The 16,490-nt window shown below is 48.9% G+C and carries 12 protein-coding genes; 3 read left to right on the top strand and 9 right to left on the bottom strand.

Features of this window, described 5'->3' with window-relative positions:
* Positions 1-13 precede the first annotated feature (13 nt).
* The 4 genes from KIU71_RS07660 to glmU all read right to left on the bottom strand — a co-directional run bounded on the left by KIU71_RS07660 (position 14) and on the right by glmU (position 5,118).
* On the bottom strand, positions 14-838 hold the full coding sequence (locus KIU71_RS07660) for a TnsA endonuclease N-terminal domain-containing protein (protein ID WP_250207335.1): 825 nt from the start codon (positions 836-838) through the stop codon (positions 14-16).
* A 139-nt stretch (positions 839-977) separates the two neighbouring features.
* Positions 978-2,810, bottom strand: a complete 1,833-nt coding sequence (gene glmS, locus KIU71_RS07655) for a glutamine--fructose-6-phosphate transaminase (isomerizing) (protein WP_214130594.1) — start codon at positions 2,808-2,810, stop codon at positions 978-980.
* Position 2,811: 1 nt separating this feature from the next.
* Positions 2,812-3,585, bottom strand: a complete 774-nt coding sequence (locus KIU71_RS07650; protein WP_214130593.1) for a DeoR/GlpR family DNA-binding transcription regulator — start codon at positions 3,583-3,585, stop codon at positions 2,812-2,814.
* A gap of 174 nt (positions 3,586-3,759) precedes the next feature.
* On the bottom strand, positions 3,760-5,118 hold the full coding sequence (glmU, locus tag KIU71_RS07645; RefSeq protein ID WP_214130592.1) for a bifunctional UDP-N-acetylglucosamine diphosphorylase/glucosamine-1-phosphate N-acetyltransferase GlmU: 1,359 nt from the start codon (positions 5,116-5,118) through the stop codon (positions 3,760-3,762).
* Between the two features lie 158 nt (positions 5,119-5,276).
* Between glmU and KIU71_RS07640 the strand changes: the two genes are divergently transcribed.
* Positions 5,277-6,707 carry a sensor domain-containing diguanylate cyclase gene (locus KIU71_RS07640; protein WP_214130591.1) on the top strand — a complete coding sequence of 477 codons (1,431 nt, stop codon included), beginning with the start codon at positions 5,277-5,279 and terminating at the stop codon, positions 6,705-6,707.
* Between the two features lie 2 nt (positions 6,708-6,709).
* Here the strand turns inward: KIU71_RS07640 and KIU71_RS07635 are convergent, their stop codons facing one another.
* Genes KIU71_RS07635 through KIU71_RS07625 form a run of 3 tightly spaced genes read right to left on the bottom strand, consistent with a single transcriptional unit; the run spans position 6,710 to position 9,465 of the window.
* Entirely contained in the window at positions 6,710-7,591 is an 882-nt protein-coding gene (locus KIU71_RS07635; protein WP_214130590.1) for a DMT family transporter, read from the bottom strand.
* 26 nt (positions 7,592-7,617) lie between these two features.
* Positions 7,618-8,076: a methylated-DNA--[protein]-cysteine S-methyltransferase gene (locus KIU71_RS07630; RefSeq protein ID WP_214130589.1), complete on the bottom strand. Its 459-nt coding sequence runs from the start codon at positions 8,074-8,076 to the stop codon at positions 7,618-7,620.
* The gene (locus tag KIU71_RS07625) at positions 8,077-9,465 is read right to left on the bottom strand and encodes an AlkA N-terminal domain-containing protein (protein ID WP_214130588.1); all 1,389 of its coding nucleotides are present in this window, start codon (positions 9,463-9,465) and stop codon (positions 8,077-8,079) included.
* A 245-nt stretch (positions 9,466-9,710) separates the two neighbouring features.
* Between KIU71_RS07625 and KIU71_RS07620 the strand changes: the two genes are divergently transcribed.
* Complete coding sequence (locus KIU71_RS07620) at positions 9,711-10,871, top strand: serine hydrolase domain-containing protein (protein ID WP_250207334.1); 1,161 nt, start codon at positions 9,711-9,713, stop codon at positions 10,869-10,871.
* Positions 10,872-10,885: 14 nt separating this feature from the next.
* Here the strand turns inward: KIU71_RS07620 and speA are convergent, their stop codons facing one another.
* Complete coding sequence (speA, locus tag KIU71_RS07615) at positions 10,886-12,817, bottom strand: biosynthetic arginine decarboxylase (RefSeq protein WP_214130587.1); 1,932 nt, start codon at positions 12,815-12,817, stop codon at positions 10,886-10,888.
* A gap of 225 nt (positions 12,818-13,042) precedes the next feature.
* Positions 13,043-13,456 carry a hypothetical protein gene (locus KIU71_RS07610; protein WP_214130586.1) on the bottom strand — a complete coding sequence of 138 codons (414 nt, stop codon included), beginning with the start codon at positions 13,454-13,456 and terminating at the stop codon, positions 13,043-13,045.
* A gap of 88 nt (positions 13,457-13,544) precedes the next feature.
* Here KIU71_RS07610 and KIU71_RS07605 point away from each other — a divergent pair, with 88 nt between their 5' ends.
* Entirely contained in the window at positions 13,545-16,409 is a 2,865-nt protein-coding gene (locus tag KIU71_RS07605; protein WP_214130585.1) for a M14 family metallopeptidase, read from the top strand.
* Positions 16,410-16,490: the final 81 nt, after the last annotated feature.

Genomic DNA, 16,490 nt, shown 5'->3' with positions numbered 1-16,490 from the left:
AAACCAATACGAATTAGATGTAAGAAATGAGAGAAAAGTAGCTTAACTGGGTTGGTCGATTTGGCTTGACCACGTCACTATGGAATGGTAGACGAATATCGAACGTAATAAGCCTTGCTGCGCACATCAAACGAACATCATAAAGTGACTGCCCAAGATCTTGCTGGTATGCCATGTCATACTCTTTACATAGGTCTACGACTTTTCTATCTGGGTGTTGAACAAAATGGGTATTGATATGTTCAAAAGTGAGCAGTAGCTCATCCGTTATAATTTCATCAAAGTATCCCTTAACCCCGTATAACCACTCAATGTTCGATACTATTATTTTGTCTATCTCTTTATCTGTTACAAGGAACCAAGGAACTTTTTTTAGTTGCCAGTATCGGCGTTCTATTTCAAGCTTTTCAATGGTTCTTGGGTCTTTCAAATCTTGAGAGTACTTTGCTTGAATAGCAAACTTAGGCTGGTTTTTAGAAGCGGCATTAACCAAGAAATCGGAGGACATTACATGGTTTACTCCTCCTTGCGCAGGGTGCCAAAGCTGACCTTCTTTAGCAATATTGAGTGTGTCATCTCTGTTGAGTGGAAACTGCTCACGAATATCTGTTACGGCAGGGTTATGGTCTAGTAGGAGAAAAACTGCGAACTCAAGATCCGAAAGTACATGATGAACTCGCCCAGTTAGGTGTGAGTAAACTCTTTGAGATCGGCCTTTTGAGGGGACTTCATCAACATACAGCCACGGTTTATAGTTAGAAAGCTTTCCTGCACCTCGGCCTTCTTTTATCCGCTTAATGATTTGCTTTTCAGTTAAAACATACTTTGATTTGGCCAAAACAAAAACCCGGTTAACTTTTATTCAGGTTAACCGGGACACATAAAGTTTTTAACTTTATTGCTACAGTTTCAATCTTTATTGTTACAGTTTCAAACTTTAGTGTCTAATGACAAACACATCCCTGTGCTAAAAAAACCTACTCAACCGTCACTGATTTTGCCAGATTGCGTGGTTGATCGACGTCGGTGCCTTTGATAAGTGCCACGTAGTACGACAGTAACTGTAGCGGCAGTGTATAGATGATGGGCGCGATGGACGGTTCGCAGTGAGGCACGTTAATCACGCGCATGGTGTCGTCGCCTTGGAAGTTAGCGTCTTTATCGGCAAACACGTACATGATACCACCACGGGCGCGCACCTCTTCCACATTCGATTTTAGTTTCTCAAGCAGCTCGTTGTTCGGTGCAACCACGATAACCGGCATTTCCTCATCGATCAGCGCCAGAGGGCCGTGTTTTAACTCACCCGATGCATAGGCTTCTGCATGAATGTAGGAAATCTCTTTCAGTTTCAATGCGCCTTCCATCGCGATGGGGTATTGGTCGCCACGACCGAGAAACAAGCTGTGATGCTTGTCGGCAAACTCTTCAGCCAACATTTCAATATTGGCACTAAGTGTCAACGTCTCTTCCAGCTTGGCAGGCAGGCTGTGCAAACCTTTAAGCATATTTTGCTTATGCTCTTCAGTCAGTCCGTTGTATCGCCCCAGAGTGAGGGTTAATAGCAGAAACGCCGTTAGCTGCGTAGTAAACGCTTTGGTTGAAGCAACACCAATCTCCGCACCGGCTTTTGTCATGTAGGACAAGTCAGATTCACGCACCAGCGATGAACCTGGTACGTTACAAATGGTGAGTGTTGACATGTAGCCGAGTTCTTTGGCTAATCGCAACGCCGCCAGCGTATCGGCTGTTTCGCCAGATTGCGAGATGGTAACCAACAAGCTGTTTGGATGCACTACCGATTTACGGTAGCGGAACTCAGAAGCAATTTCGACGTTGCAACTCACGTTTGCATACTGCTCTAACCAATAGCGCGCCGTCATACCGGCATGGTAGCTGGTGCCACAGGCAATGATTTGCACATGCTTAACGTCTTTTAAAATGTTGTCAGCGTCTTTACCGAACAGATCACTCGCAATATCATCATCGCCTAAACGGCCTTGGAGTGCATTGCGAACCACCGTGGGCTGTTCATGGATTTCCTTAAGCATATAGTGGCGATAACCGGCTTTGTCGCCTGCGTCATGCTCTACTGAGGATTCCACAATCTCACGCTCAACCGCGTTGCCATTATGATCAAATATGCTCACACTGCGGCGCGTGACTTCTGCAACATCGCCTTCTTCGAGGAAGATAAAGCGGCGGGTGACAGGTAGTAAGGCAAGTTGGTCAGAAGCAATGAAGTTTTCGCCCAAACCTAAACCAATCACCAAAGGGCTTCCGGAGCGAGCCACCACTACGCGGGAAGGGTCTTCTCTGTCCATGATCACAGTGCCGTAGGCTCCGTAGAATTGTTTTACTGATTTTTGCACCGCTTCAATCAGGCTCGACGAAGTCTTAAGCACCTCGTTGACGGTGTGAGCAATAGTCTCAGTGTCGGTATCGCTGCTAAAGGTATACCCTTGATTAGACAGTTTTTGACGCAGATCCAGATAGTTTTCAATAATGCCGTTGTGCACAACCGCGATCCGCTCGGTCGACGTATGAGGGTGTGCATTGGCTTCTGTGACCCCACCATGCGTAGCCCAGCGTGTGTGAGCGATGCCGGTAGTGCCCAGGCCATTTTCCGCCGTAATCGCATCTGCCAGTTCTTGTACCTTGCCTATACGGCGTACGCGGCGGAGTTCACCTGATTGATCGAGCAGGGCAACACCCGCTGAATCATACCCTCTGTATTCGAGGCGTTTTAAGCCTTCTAATAAAATCTCAACCACGTTCCTTTCAGCTACTGCACCGACTATGCCGCACATATTAATGTTCCTCATCTGTGGCGCAGATCACGTCGACGCCGTGTTGTTGAATTAAACGCACAGACTCAGCGGCAATCGCTGTGTCTGTAACCAAAGTAGAAATATTTTTCCACGGCAGCTCCACATTCGGGATGCGCCGATGTAGTTTGTCTGACTCGGCCATTATGACCACGTGCCGAGAAACGTCTGCCATAACCTGGCTCAAGTTAGTCAGTTCATTGAACGTTGTGGTTCCACGTTCAGGATCGAGCCCGGCTGCACCAATAAACGCCATGTCGAAGTCGTATGCGCGGAGCATCTGCTCCGCCATTTTGCCTTGAAAGGCTTCTGATTGTTGATCCCAGGTTCCACCGGTAAACAGTATTTGCGGGTGGACATCGCGCGTTGTTAGTCGATTAGCGATTTTCAGGGAGTTAGTCATCACCACCAGATCTTTTCGTTGTTCAATATGAGGCAAAAGCGCAGAAACGGTTGTTCCCGCGTCAATAACAATACGTGCGCCAGAGGGGATAAGCTGCGCTGAGCGCTTCGCGATCGCGTACTTTCGTTTTGAAACTATGGGGCTTTCATCGCTTTTATTATACGTTTCGACTTTTACTGCGCCACCAAATTTACGAACGAGCTTTCGTGCGGCTTCAAGCTGACGAAGATCTTTTCGTATTGTAACTTCAGAGGTAGAGAACCGTTTTGATAGGGCTTCCACACCAACTTCTCCCTCTGACTGTAGCTGTTCGAGGATAGAATGCTGTCGCTGTTGCGTACTAATACGAGACACGATTTGCCCTAATTGATTTCAAAGTGAAAGGACTATAGCTTTCGTTTTGAAATTATCAAGTATATCGAGCTATTAAATGGTATTTAATGATATACGCTATAGCGTCGGATCTAAGCATGAATCAGTAGAAAGCCGCCTGAGCAGGCGGCTGGGTGGTAGCGTAGATGTATCAGGTTATCGCTTAGTGGGGCGTTCCCAGCCGTCGATATTTCGTTGTTTGCCGCGTGCTACGCTGAGTTGATGCTGTTCTACGGATTTGGTGATCACGGAACCCGCGCCAACGGTAGCGCCTTCGCCAATGGTGACAGGAGCCACTAAAGAAGAATTTGAACCAATAAAGGCTCCGCTGCCAATCACGGTTTTAGATTTGTTCACACCATCATAATTGCAGGTGATTGTACCTGCGCCGATATTCGCGTTTTCACCCACTTCAGTATCGCCAAGGTACGTCAAATGATTCGCTTTAGCGCCTTTACCTAGCGTCGTTTTTTTCATCTCGACGAAGTTACCCACCTTAGACCCATCAAGCATGTTGGCGCCTGGACGCAGCCTTGCGAATGGCCCAACGGTGCAATTAGGGCCAACACTGGCTTGTTCAATAATACTGTTTGCTTCAATCACAGCGCCATCGGCGATATCGCAATCGATGAGTACGCAGTTGGCACCAATGCGAACATTATCACCCAGTGTCACTTTGCCTACCGCAACGAAATTAATATCGATGACTACATCGGAGCCGACGCTCAATTCACCGCGTACATCAAAACGGGCTGGGTCGGCTACAGTCGCACCTGCCAGCATGGCATGTTCTGCCTGTTCGAGCTGAAAAGCGCGTTCAAGCGCTGAAAGCTGCACACGATTGTTGACGCCTTCAACCTCAAATGGCTTTTCAGGGTGAGCAGCGCGAATTTGTTTACCTTCGTTAGCGGCCATTGCGATCACATCGGTAAGATAATACTCACCTTGCGCATTGTTGTTTTGCAGGCCAGAAAGCCAGCGTTTCAGATCCGCACCAGGGATCACCATCATGCCGGTATTGATTTCAGTAATCTCGCGCTGTTGTTCAGTCGCATCTTTATGTTCGACAATCGCGGTGATGTTGTCACCGTCGCGAATAATGCGGCCCATACCGGTGGGATCATCAAGCTGCACCGTCAACAGAGCGAGGTCAGCGTTTTGCTTTGCGGCCAGTAAACGCTTTAGTGTACTGGGCTTGATCAGGGGCGCATCACCCACGAGTACCAACACGTCATCTTCGTCATTGATGTTGTCGGCGGCTTGCTGCACCGCATGGCCAGTGCCAAGTTGCTCGGCTTGCAAGCACCAAGTCAGGTTACTACCCGTGATCTGTTGCTGCAGCAAATCGCCACCATGCCCGTAGACTAAATTGACACTATCTGCGCCGATTTGTTCGACCGTATTGATGATGCGCTGCACCATCGGTAAACCTGCAATGGGGTGCAAAACCTTCGGCAGGCTAGATTTCATGCGCGTACCTTTTCCGGCCGCTAGGATAACAACTGATAAACCCATAACTCGTTCCCTCAAAAAGTGTGTGCAGAAGTGTAACGAACATCCTGAGCGATGTCAGTGCTGAATTGCACCGTTCACCTTCCGTGCTATGATGAGCGCAATAGGTTGCAAACGTGGTGGCGTGAGCAACTGTGCTTGATCAAGGAAGAGGTTATGCAGTGAGTATATTCAGAACGTTGCACCGCAGTATTTTAGTGTTGTTCGCGGTAGTGGTGATTTCTATTGTGACACTGGTGCATTTCAGTATCAGTAAAATTGTTGCCGAACAAAGTCGAGCACAACAGGCGTCTATGTCGCCTGCGATTGATTTAATCATCGACCAATTAATCCAACCTTTGCATATCGCCGAAACACTTAGCAAGTCCAGAGAACTTGTCGATTTGATGGATGTCACCGAAAACGATCCGCTGGTTCCAGAGGACGCTTTCCGCATGCTTAAGCGTCTTGAAAATGAGTTTGGTATGATCTTTTTCATTGCCAGCGAAGTGAATCGTCAGCAATACAATTCTGACGGTAGCACCATTGATCTCATTGAAGGCGAAGTGAATTGGTACTTTAAGTACCGAGATGCAGAGCGCAACGCGGTGGCTGACATTGGCAAGTGGGAAGATACGCATTTTTATATCGATTTAAAAATTTACAACAACGACGGCAAGTTTCTTGGCTTTTTTGGCGTCGGCAAGGCGCTGCGCAGCTTTTTAACGGTGTTTGACAGTTACAAGCGCGAGCACGGTTACGATTTTATTTTTGTCGATGATAACGACAACATTACGCTGTCATCAGATTCCACACTGATTGCTGAATATTCAGAGTTTAAAACACTCGAAGACTTGCTGTGGTATCAGCGCCTAGAGCCTGAGATAAAACAGGAAAAAACCTTAAATAATCAATTGGTGTCCATTGAAGGCAATGATTTTCTGATCGCTGAGATTGATTTAGAACAGTTCGACTGGACGCTATACCTTCTAAGCCCGTTAGATGCGCGCCAAACGGAAATATCACGTGGCTTTATTGCCAGTGTAGTGACCTTATTGGTGATCATCTTTGTGCTGTTTCTGCTCATCTACAATATTTTGTATTACTTCCGTCAAGACATGCAAACCAACACGTTGCAATACGCACCCTCGCGGTTGCCGGACCGAATTGTTATTGAAGAGAAGTTTAATAACTTAATTGATGCACGGCATACCGTGGCAGTGATCATTATTGACATAGATAACTTTACATCGATTAACGACACCTATGGTCGCAATGTAGGGGATCAGGTGCTTGACAGCTTCACGGCATATTTAGGGCACCAGATCCGCAGCAAGGATATACTGGGCCGGTGGAGCAGCGAAGAGTTTATCATTTTATTGCCGGATACCGGCCCACATGAAGCTTTTGATATGGCTCAGGACATCCGTCAGGGGATCGAGGAAATAAGCCCCCCAGCGGCGCATCCGAACATCCGCCTAACGGCGTCTTTCGGCGTTTCATATACCGCAACGCCGCGCGCCATGAGTGAGGTAACGGCTAATGCAGACGACGCGCTTTATCAGGCAAAACGCGAAGGCAGCAATCTTGTCAGGATGCAGCTTATTGACTAACCTCACGGGCGACGTTTTGCTCGCTGTTTACCCACTAAGCCGTTCGTTAATGCCACGCCAATCAAGATGCAGGCCCCGCCGATATACACCGGCACACTGAGGCGTTCATGCAAAAAGATACCGCCCCAAATCACTCCGAACAACGGCACTAGATACGCGACGGTAATCGCTTTGGACGGCCCCTCAGTGGCGATTAAATCAAAGTACAGAATGTACGCCACCCCAGTGCATACCACGGCAAGTGCTATGGCTTGAAACCAGGCACTGTTTCCAGGCATGTGTACAGGCCATGTCCATAGCGCCGCAGGCAGTAAAAACACTGAGGCAAATAGTTGACTCCCCGCGGCAATAGCGAGGGGCTTTACCCCTTGCATATAGCGTTTCATGTAGCTTGCCGCTATGCCATAGCAGCAAGTGGCCATGAGCGCTGTAGCGATGGGCAGGAAACTGATGCCGCTACCGCTGACTTTGGCCCAGCTGAGCTGTACTACGCCGAAAAAGCCAATCAATAATCCGAAAATTGCGCTACGTTCTAGCCGATCCGAAAGCCAGATGAAAGCAATCAGCGCCCCGAACATAGGCGCAGTGGCGTTGAGAATGGAATTGTAGCCAGCTTCTAAATGCAAGCTACTGTAATTAAATAGCGCGAATGGCACCGCGGTATTAACCACACCGATAACCGCGATATGACGCCAGTGCACGACCATATCGCGCCATTGACGGCGTAATAATACAAAAGGCAGTAGAAACAGGCTTGCTAAAACCGTTCGCAATTCAACCAGTGGATAAACGCCAAACTCTGGCGTTGCCGCGCGCATAAACAAAAAAGACGATCCCCAGATGGCGCCTAAAATAAATAGCTTAATGACTGCGCTTGATGACACCGATGTTTCCTTTTGATGATAGCGGGTTAAAAAAGGTTATCGCCACGTTCCAACGACAGTAACCACTGTTTACGTTCCAGCCCACCAGCATACCCTGTGAGAGTGCCATTTGCGCCAATTACACGATGGCAAGGCACGATGATTCCAATCGGGTTTTTACCATTGGCGGCTCCCACGGCGCGGCACGCTTTTTTGTTGCCGATGCGCAGGGCAATATCTGCGTAGCTGGTGGTCTTGCCATAATCAATACTCATCAACGCGTGCCATACACCACGTTGAAAATCGGTACCGTGAGGATTCAGTGGCAACGAAAATGCACGCCGATCGCCATTAAGATATTCATTGAGCTGCGTAACAGCAAGCGTTGTGATTGAACTAGGCGACACTTCACCACAGTGACTCACAAAGGTCACGTGAGTAATGCCAACGGTATCTGCTTTGACTTCGAGCCAACCCACTGGGGTGTCTATGTACTCTGTGCTCATTTACGAATTCTCCTGCGTGGCAATTTGCCAAAGCTGAAATGTTAGATAGCTGCCCCAAGGTGATGCTTTTGTCGGGTTTAACGTGAGTTTTTGCTGAATTCTGGAAACCACCAGATCGGTACCAAGAAACATATCAGGTTGCGACAGCCCGCGCATGCGTAGGTAATTTACCGTCCACGGTCCGATCCCTTTGATCGCAAGCAGGCTTTCAGGTGACGGGTGCGGATCGTTGGTAAAGCATTCGGCAAACGCTCGAAGTGCGCGTTTTCGCGCTAAAGGCATTTTGAGTAAATCATCGCTGATGCTGGCAATCTGCGTTGGGGTGGGAAACGCGCACGCTGTGCCATCGCGAGAGTCATTATAGTACAAGCAGATTCGTTGCAGTTGATTGATAGCGGATGTCACACTTACCTGTTGTCCCAAGATTGCGCGACAGCCGGCTTCGAACGGGCTCCACACACCGGGCAAACGCAGCCCTTGGGTCAGTAAGTTGCTGGGAACACCGCTTGCTGACAGTTTGCTCATAATAGCCATCGGGTCAGCATCCAGGTCTAAGATGCGTCGGACATGTTGGATCACCGGCAGTAACATTGGCATGTGTGCCACCTGTATTTCAACCCTAAATGCCTGTTTTTCCGGTAGATGAGTCGCGCGAAAAAAGCCATTCTTCGCGGGATCGTAGTCCAATTGAAAGTACCGCGCATAGCTATTATCTGTCACTTCCTCAATAGGTTTTATCGCACGAAGTGCCATAAAATCCCGTAGCGCAGGCCAGTCATAAGGGGCTCGATAGTGGAGCATGAGTTCGATGGCGTCGCTGCGGTTTTCCTCATGGTTTCGACGAATTTGTGTGGGGGTTAGCTGCGTAACCGACTTCATCTGCGCCTGTAAACGGCGACTGCTCGAGAAACCCACACTGTGGGCAATGTGCTCCACGCTTAAGCGGGTTTGGTGTAACAGCTGTTTCGCCAGCAAAACTTGAGAATATTGCCGATAGTGCTTGGGGCCCATGCCAACATGCTGTTGTGTTAATTTATGCAAATAGCGCGACGTGATACCTAGCTTGTTAGCGATGTTCTCGACACTCAGGTCAGGGTAGGCCAAGAGTAAGGTTAATGCTCGCTCAACAGTAGTATCGACCCCTCTCCACGCTGGCGACCCCGGCGCGCTGTCTGGCCGACAGCGTAGGCACGGGCGATAGCCCGCCTGCATGGCTTGTTGGCGATGGGTAAAGTATTCAACATTCTCTTCGTTGGGCAGGTTCGCTGGACAGATGGGACGACAGAAAATACCGGTTGTTTTCACGGCAATAAAAAACAGCCCGTCAAAGCGCTTGTCTCTCGTCATGCGTGCGGTACGGAAGGTGTCTGTGTGAGAGTTACTCAGCATGCTTTGAGTCATCTTGGGTAGTACGCGTTATCCAGAATGTGCTTATTGTAGAGGAAAGTTGGCACATTGAGGCGACGAAATCGGAACTGTTAGTTAACCAATTAACGCAGTGCTGTGCACCACTCGACTTGATTTAGCCTCCTCAGCACAGGATAATCCACATGCCTTTCTTTCATGTCATCGGGTAAATCATTATTGCTATTTTTTCTCTAACGCGCCGTGTTGTCTGGCTTTTCGCGTTTCTGTTGGTTGCTCTTGCGAGTGCTCCAGCGCGGGTGGTAGCCGATACCGCAGCCTCAAGTTCAGCAGTACCAGCGTGGTTTGATAGCTATCAAAAAGACGTCGCTGCGCGAGCCCGAAAGCTGAATATTCCCGGTTATGCCATGGTTTTTTATCAACAAGGCGAGAAACCTGTTGTGGTAGTTCAGGGCGTCACTCATCGAGGCGGTTCCAAAATATCACCAGACACCGTGTTTCGTTTAGCCTCTGTGTCAAAAACGTTTACTGGCGTGTTGATGGCGAAGATGGTCGCTGGGCAACAGTTAAACTGGCAAACACAGTTGGTCGAGCTGGTTGAGCAACCTGACTTTAACTCGCAATATACCGACAAGTTACAGCTTGAACACTTAATTGGCCAATCCAGCGGTTACATGCCAAATGCTTATGACAATCTTATTGAGGCTGATTATCCGGTCAAGCGCGTGCTGAAGCAGCTTGCTGACCTAGAACCTTTGTGCTCTCCCGGCCAGTGCTACACCTATCAGAATGCATTATTTGGGACGCTGGAAAATTACTTTTCAAGCCAGAATACCTCTTATCACCGCCAGTTACAGACACAACTCTTTGACCCTTTAGGCATGCAAACAGCCAGTGCCGGTAAGGGGGCTTTGATGAGTTCATCGCAGTGGGCGCGCCCACATATCGCTATTGCCCGAAATCGCTGGCGCGAAGGCGACGTAGAAAATAATTACTATCGTTTTGCGCCCGCAGCAGGCGTTAATGCCAGCATCGCCGACATGTCGGTATGGTTACGCGCCATGCTGGGGGAATACCCCAACATTGTCAGCCCTCAATTGATTAGCGATGTGACGACGCCTCGGGTAAAAACCAAGCGTGAAACTTACCGCAGGGGCTGGCGTGAACATCTTAAAGACGCACATTATGGATTAGGCTGGCGCGTTTACGATTTTGAGGGTTACAAGCTGGTTTATCATGGTGGTTGGGTAAAAGGCTATCGTGCTGATGTGAGTTTTTCACCGGAGACCGGCGCAGGCTTTGCCATGCTGATCAATGCTGAGAGTAACATGATCAATTACACCACCGCTGAACTGTGGAGTGCCCATTTTGAGGCCTTTCGCACAGCTCAGCAGCGTGAAGCGGCATCTGCACAGAACAACACGCCCTAGCCGCTACCCTTTAGCTACTTTTCGCCGGTTTTGAGGTATGTGTATCCGTCTAAACAGGACTCGTAGAAGTCTGTCCAACGAACGCCTTCACGTGGATTCATGCCGCCACTGGCAACGTGCTTGTCAATCAACTTCTTAACATCAGACGCCATCGCCTTGGTGTTGTATTGCATCACGCTAAGCACATCAGTGACCGACGAACCACGCACGAACTCTTCGATATAGAAGTCTTCAGGGTCGTCATCATAACTGAATATGTGAACTTCACTGAGACGCCCAAATAGGTTGTGCATGTCACCCATTACGTCTTGATATGCGCCGGTAAGGAATAGGCCGACGTAATACGGTTCGTCTGGTTTGAGTGGGTGTACCGGCAAAATATCCGAGATACCGCGCTCAATCGTGAATTGATCAATTTTGCCATCGCTATCACAGGTAATATCTACCAGTGAGCAATTCACTGTTGGCTCTTCGTTCATGCGCGTTAGTGGAACAACGGGCAGCAACTGATCAATTGCCCACGTATCCGCCGCGCTCTGAAATACTGAAAAATTACACAGGTATTGGGATGACAAACTGTAATCGAGTTCTTGTAGTTGCTCCGGCACGAAATCGACCGAACGATATTTATGTTGCAGTTTAACCATGATCTGCCAGTACAAGGTCTCTATTTTACCCAACTCTTCGAGGCTAAGTACGCGCAGTTTAAAAGCATCTACGGCCTTTTCTTTATACTCCGAAGCGTCATTGAATAATTCCTGCAAGCTGGTTTGTTCGTCAAAGTGGTCAGCCAGATAACGAATGTTCTTTACGAAAATGTGTTCGCCGTCTTTCTCCGACGTATCAATTTCGGCGCTGTTAGAGCGTATTTCTCCAACAATTTCAGTGATAACGCAACTGTGATGCGCAGTGATGGCTCGGCCACTTTCACTCACCAGCGTCGGGTGGGGCACGGCTTCTAAATCGCAAACTTCTTTCATGCCATACACCACATCGGCTACGTATTCATCCATTGAATAATTGCGTGAAGAATCACTGGTAGAGTTGCTGCCATCGTAATCAATACCGAGCCCACCGCCTACATCTACATATTCAAGCGGGAAGCCCATTTTGTGCAATTCAGCGTAAATGCGCGCGCCTTCGTTGATGGCTTCTTTCACCGCGCGGATATCGGTTAACTGACTGCCAATGTGGAAGTGCAGTAGCTTCAGGCAGTGCCCCATGCCTTCTGATTCTAAGTAGCGAGCGGTTTTAATAATTTCCGTAATGGTTAAACCAAACTTGGCGCGATCACCGCCTGAGCCTTCCCACTTCCCACGGCCTTTTACTGTCATTTTTGAGCGCACACCAATGGTGGGCTCAATGCCAAGCTCTTTCGCCGTTTTCACCAGCAGCAATAGCTCGCTGTATTTTTCGACCACCACCACCATTTTACGACCCAGCTTGGTGCCAAGTAGCGCTAGCTGCATAAACTCTTTGTCTTTGTAACCGTTTAAAATGGTTAACGAGCCAACGTTTGTATTCAGCGCCAAAACCGTGATTAATTCGGCTTTCGAGCCGGCTTCCAATCCGTAATTGTAAGGCGTTCCAGCGTCAACAACTTCTTCGACAACTTCACGCATTTGATTGACTTTAACCGGATAGACACCGCGATACTGGCCTTGATACTTGAAGTCTTCAATCGATTTGCGAAACGCTTTGTTCAACGTTTCAACTTGATTGCGCAACACATCATGAAATCGAACAACCACCGGGAACTGGATCCCTTCCTGTTTAATTTCATCGATAACCGCTTTCATGTCGATGCGGATATTGTCATTGCCCGGTTCGGGTGTGACATGCACGTGGCCATTTTCACCAATATGAAAGTAGCCGCCGCCCCAACGCGATACGCCGTAAACTCGCTCTGCGTCTGCAATTGTCCATTTCGCCGATTGTGTAACCAAATCTAATCTCCAGCCGTCGTGTTATCAGTGAAAGAGCTGTATACGACCGTTGCTAACCTGAGTTCAGGTTGAATGATAATAAGACCGCTATTATAGCGAGCTTTACGGTGTATACCAAAACACTTGATCAAATGGTTTGTCAAAAACATGCGCGATTTTGAATCGCCACAATCAATAACCTCTACGATATTGCAAGAGCAAATAGATGAGCCATCGCTAACACGCTTATTCGTTAACAGACAACCATGAAGTCAGGGCTGTCGACTTGGGAAAGTTGTTGTCTCGCGCCCACGTCAAGGCATCTTGTTGTGTTTTTACACGGTGAGGGGAAAAGGGCAAATCCTTGAAAAAAAACTCAAGGTGTCTGGCTTGCGCGTCATCATTGACCAGCCAGCATTCGCTGGTTTGGTTGCGGCGGTCAAAATGCAAACTGTAGTTTACATTCTGAGCAATGACCGCTGGCCCCACCGTCCATTGTCGAAAGTCCACCAGTACGCCCCATGTCGATTGACGCATACGCTGCATCACCACCCCAAGTTCGGATAAATATCGCAAATCGATGGCCTGATTCCAATCACCTGTCAGACGGACAGCGATGATATTGTCGAACCGATTGATCGTAAAACTGGGGGCGCTCATGGAATTTGCTTATCTCAAACGACAGGGTTAGGGTAACTTAGTGCCACGACAAACCATTAAAATAACAACCTAATAAGGTAACGCGCCTATGAATCATCCTTTCCCACTGCTCGCTGCGCTTTTGGTTGGCGTGATGAGCTTTACCAGCAACGCTTCGTTGCTAATAAAACCGTCGCAAGATCCCGATCTCGCTTATCAAGGCACGATACTAAGTGGGAAATATGACACAGCTGTGACATCGCCTCAAGACCTGCTGGGCTTTCCTGTTGGTCAGCGCGTAGCAACGCCCGCGCAAATCATGCAAGCCGTCGATACGTGGGCAACCCAGAGTGACCGGCTGAAGGTGGTTGAGTACGCCAGAAGTCATGAGGACAGACCGCTATACGCCGTGTTCATCGGCTCGCCAACATTGCTTGAGGCTATGCCAGACATCAAACAAAAGTTAGCAACATTGGCCGATCCGCGCGGGGTCTCCGATCAACAAGCGAGTGCATTGATTGATGAGCTACCTGCGGTGGCATGGATGGCCTATTCGATTCATGGCAACGAAACATCCGGTGCCGATGCGGCGCTGGCGTCCATTTATCATTTGATTGCCAGTCAGGACAGCGACGTTAAAGCGATGCTGGACGATATGCTGGTGGTGATTGATCCTATCATGAACCCCGACGGCAGGGCGCGCTTTGCAAAATCGTTGGAGCAATATCGAGGCACAGCACCGAATGTGGATGATCAATCACTATTGCATAATGGCGACTGGCCGTATGGACGCACAAATCACTATTTCTTTGACCTCAACCGCGACTTTTTCTATCTCACACAACCGGAAACGCAAGGGCGGGTAGGACTGATCAATCAATGGCGGCCACAACTGATGATCGACGGCCACGAAATGGGCGCACAAGACACGTATTTAATGGGGCCACCACGGCAGCCTTTGAACGACAACATCTCGCCCAGTCTACAGAAATGGGCAGAAGTCTTTGCGCGTGATCAGGGTCAGGCCTTTGATCAGCGAGGCTGGCGTTACTACACCGGCGAATGGTTTGAGAACTGGTATCCAGGTTACTCGAATTACGCAGAGTATCGCGGCTCAATGCATATACTGTATGAGCAGTCGCGTATGGCAGAAGACGGGGTGCGTCGCCCAGAAGGCACGGTGCAAACCTATATGGAATCGGTGCATCACCAATACGTGAGCACGATGGCAAATTTAAAAACACTGGCGCAGCATTCTGATGCGATGTATCAGGATTATTGGCAAGCACGTAAGGAAAGCGTCAGTAAGAAAGGTCGTTATGCCGACAAAACCTTTGTCATTGCAGCCACAGAGAATCATAGCCGCCTTGATGCGTTAGCACAGAAACTGCTTGCGCAAGACATCGAAGTGTATCGCGCTGATCGCGCCATAACGCTCAAAAAAGCCACCAACCATCTAGGTCAGACTCAGCAGGTAGACGTTGCGAAAGGTAGCTTAGTCATACCGAATCGTCAGCCTGAAGCGCGTTTGTTGTCGGCTATTATGGAATTTGATGCCGGCGTGCTTCCTGAGGTGCTTAAAGAAGAGCGGGAGAGTGTACTTCGCGATGGGTCGTCAATTATGTACGACACCACAGCATGGAACCTAACCATGATGTATGGGCTGGCAGCTTTTGAGGTTCCGCGCTATATAGATGAAGACGTAAGCCCTTACCAAATGCCGACACCCCGCCACACTTTAGTCGATGGCGCGATTGCTTGGACGGTAAACGGAGCTGACGACAACGCACCGGGTTTCGCAGCACAATTGATGGAACAAGGGATCCAAGTTCGGGTGCTGGATAAATCAACCACTTATGCTGAAAACGATGTGGCGCGCAGTGCTGTTGTGGTAACGGTCACGGATAACCCGAATCGGGATGATCTTGTGGCCCAACTTAAAAGCACCGCAGATAAATTCAATCTGGGTTTAACGGCACACACGAGCGGATTTGGTGAAGGCGACTTACCCGATTGGGGAGGCCGCCATTTCAAATTATTGACACGCCCGCAATTGGCTTTGCTGAGTCAGGGGAATGTTAGCTTTTATGATTTAGGTGCGACATGGTGGTCTGTCGATCACTACCTTGGTATCCGTCACAGCCAACTCGATATTAATAGATTACGTGGGGCTGATTTACGTCGCTACAACGTGATTGTTTTACCGGAAACCTGGTCCAGTCTTGATGAGCCTGTTGTGGACGCACTCTCTGAGTGGGTTAAACAGGGCGGCACATTGATCGCCAATGGGCGTAGCGCAGGCCGCTTGGCGGAGGAGAAAAACGGCATTGGCAGTGTACGTCAGATAGAAGACAGCTTCGCTGATGCAGGCGACTATAACCTGGCGCTGCACCGTGACTGGCTTGCACTGAATACCCGCATAGACGTCGACACAGTACAGGCGCACGCTATGCCATCAAATGTGACTTATCCTTGGGACAACGCGCCGAAGAGTCTGGACAAAGACACATTGGAAAAACAGGATGCATGGCAAAAACTATTTATGCCGCGTGGTACGATGGTGGCAGGTCGCTTTGACCAGCGTCACTGGCTCACGTTTGGTGTGCCCGAATCGATGCCGGTGCTGTTTGGCCGTCAACCTGTCTTGATGGCTAAATCCGGTGTCGACGCTGTCGGCCGGGTTGGTGAGTACATCGCTGGCGATACGGAAACACCTGAAAAAGCCAACGCATGGTATACCCACCCTGAAAATCAACAGCTCTATGTCCGTATGAGTGGGTTGTTATGGCCAGAGGCTGCTCACCGTATCGCGAACTCTGCTTATGTCACTCGTCAGGGAATAGGAAAAGGCCAGCTCATTCTATTTTCTGGCCAGCCTAATTTCCGTGGTGCGGCGAAAGGCTCAAATCGGTTATTGCTCAATGCCATTGTTTACGGCCCTGGACTGGGAGCCAAGCCAACTGTGAATTTATAAGTGTAAAGGCGCTATTCGCGTCCAATGACTGTGAATAACAAAAACGCAGCCGCTTTTTCAAAAAGAAAACGCGGCTTTTTT

Source organism: Alteromonas oceanisediminis (genome assembly GCF_018474025.1).
Taxonomy (GTDB): Bacteria; Pseudomonadota; Gammaproteobacteria; order Enterobacterales; family Alteromonadaceae; genus Alteromonas_E; species Alteromonas_E oceanisediminis.
The sequence above is the reverse complement of the archived record's forward strand: the minus strand, read 5'-3'. Positions and strand labels throughout refer to the sequence as shown.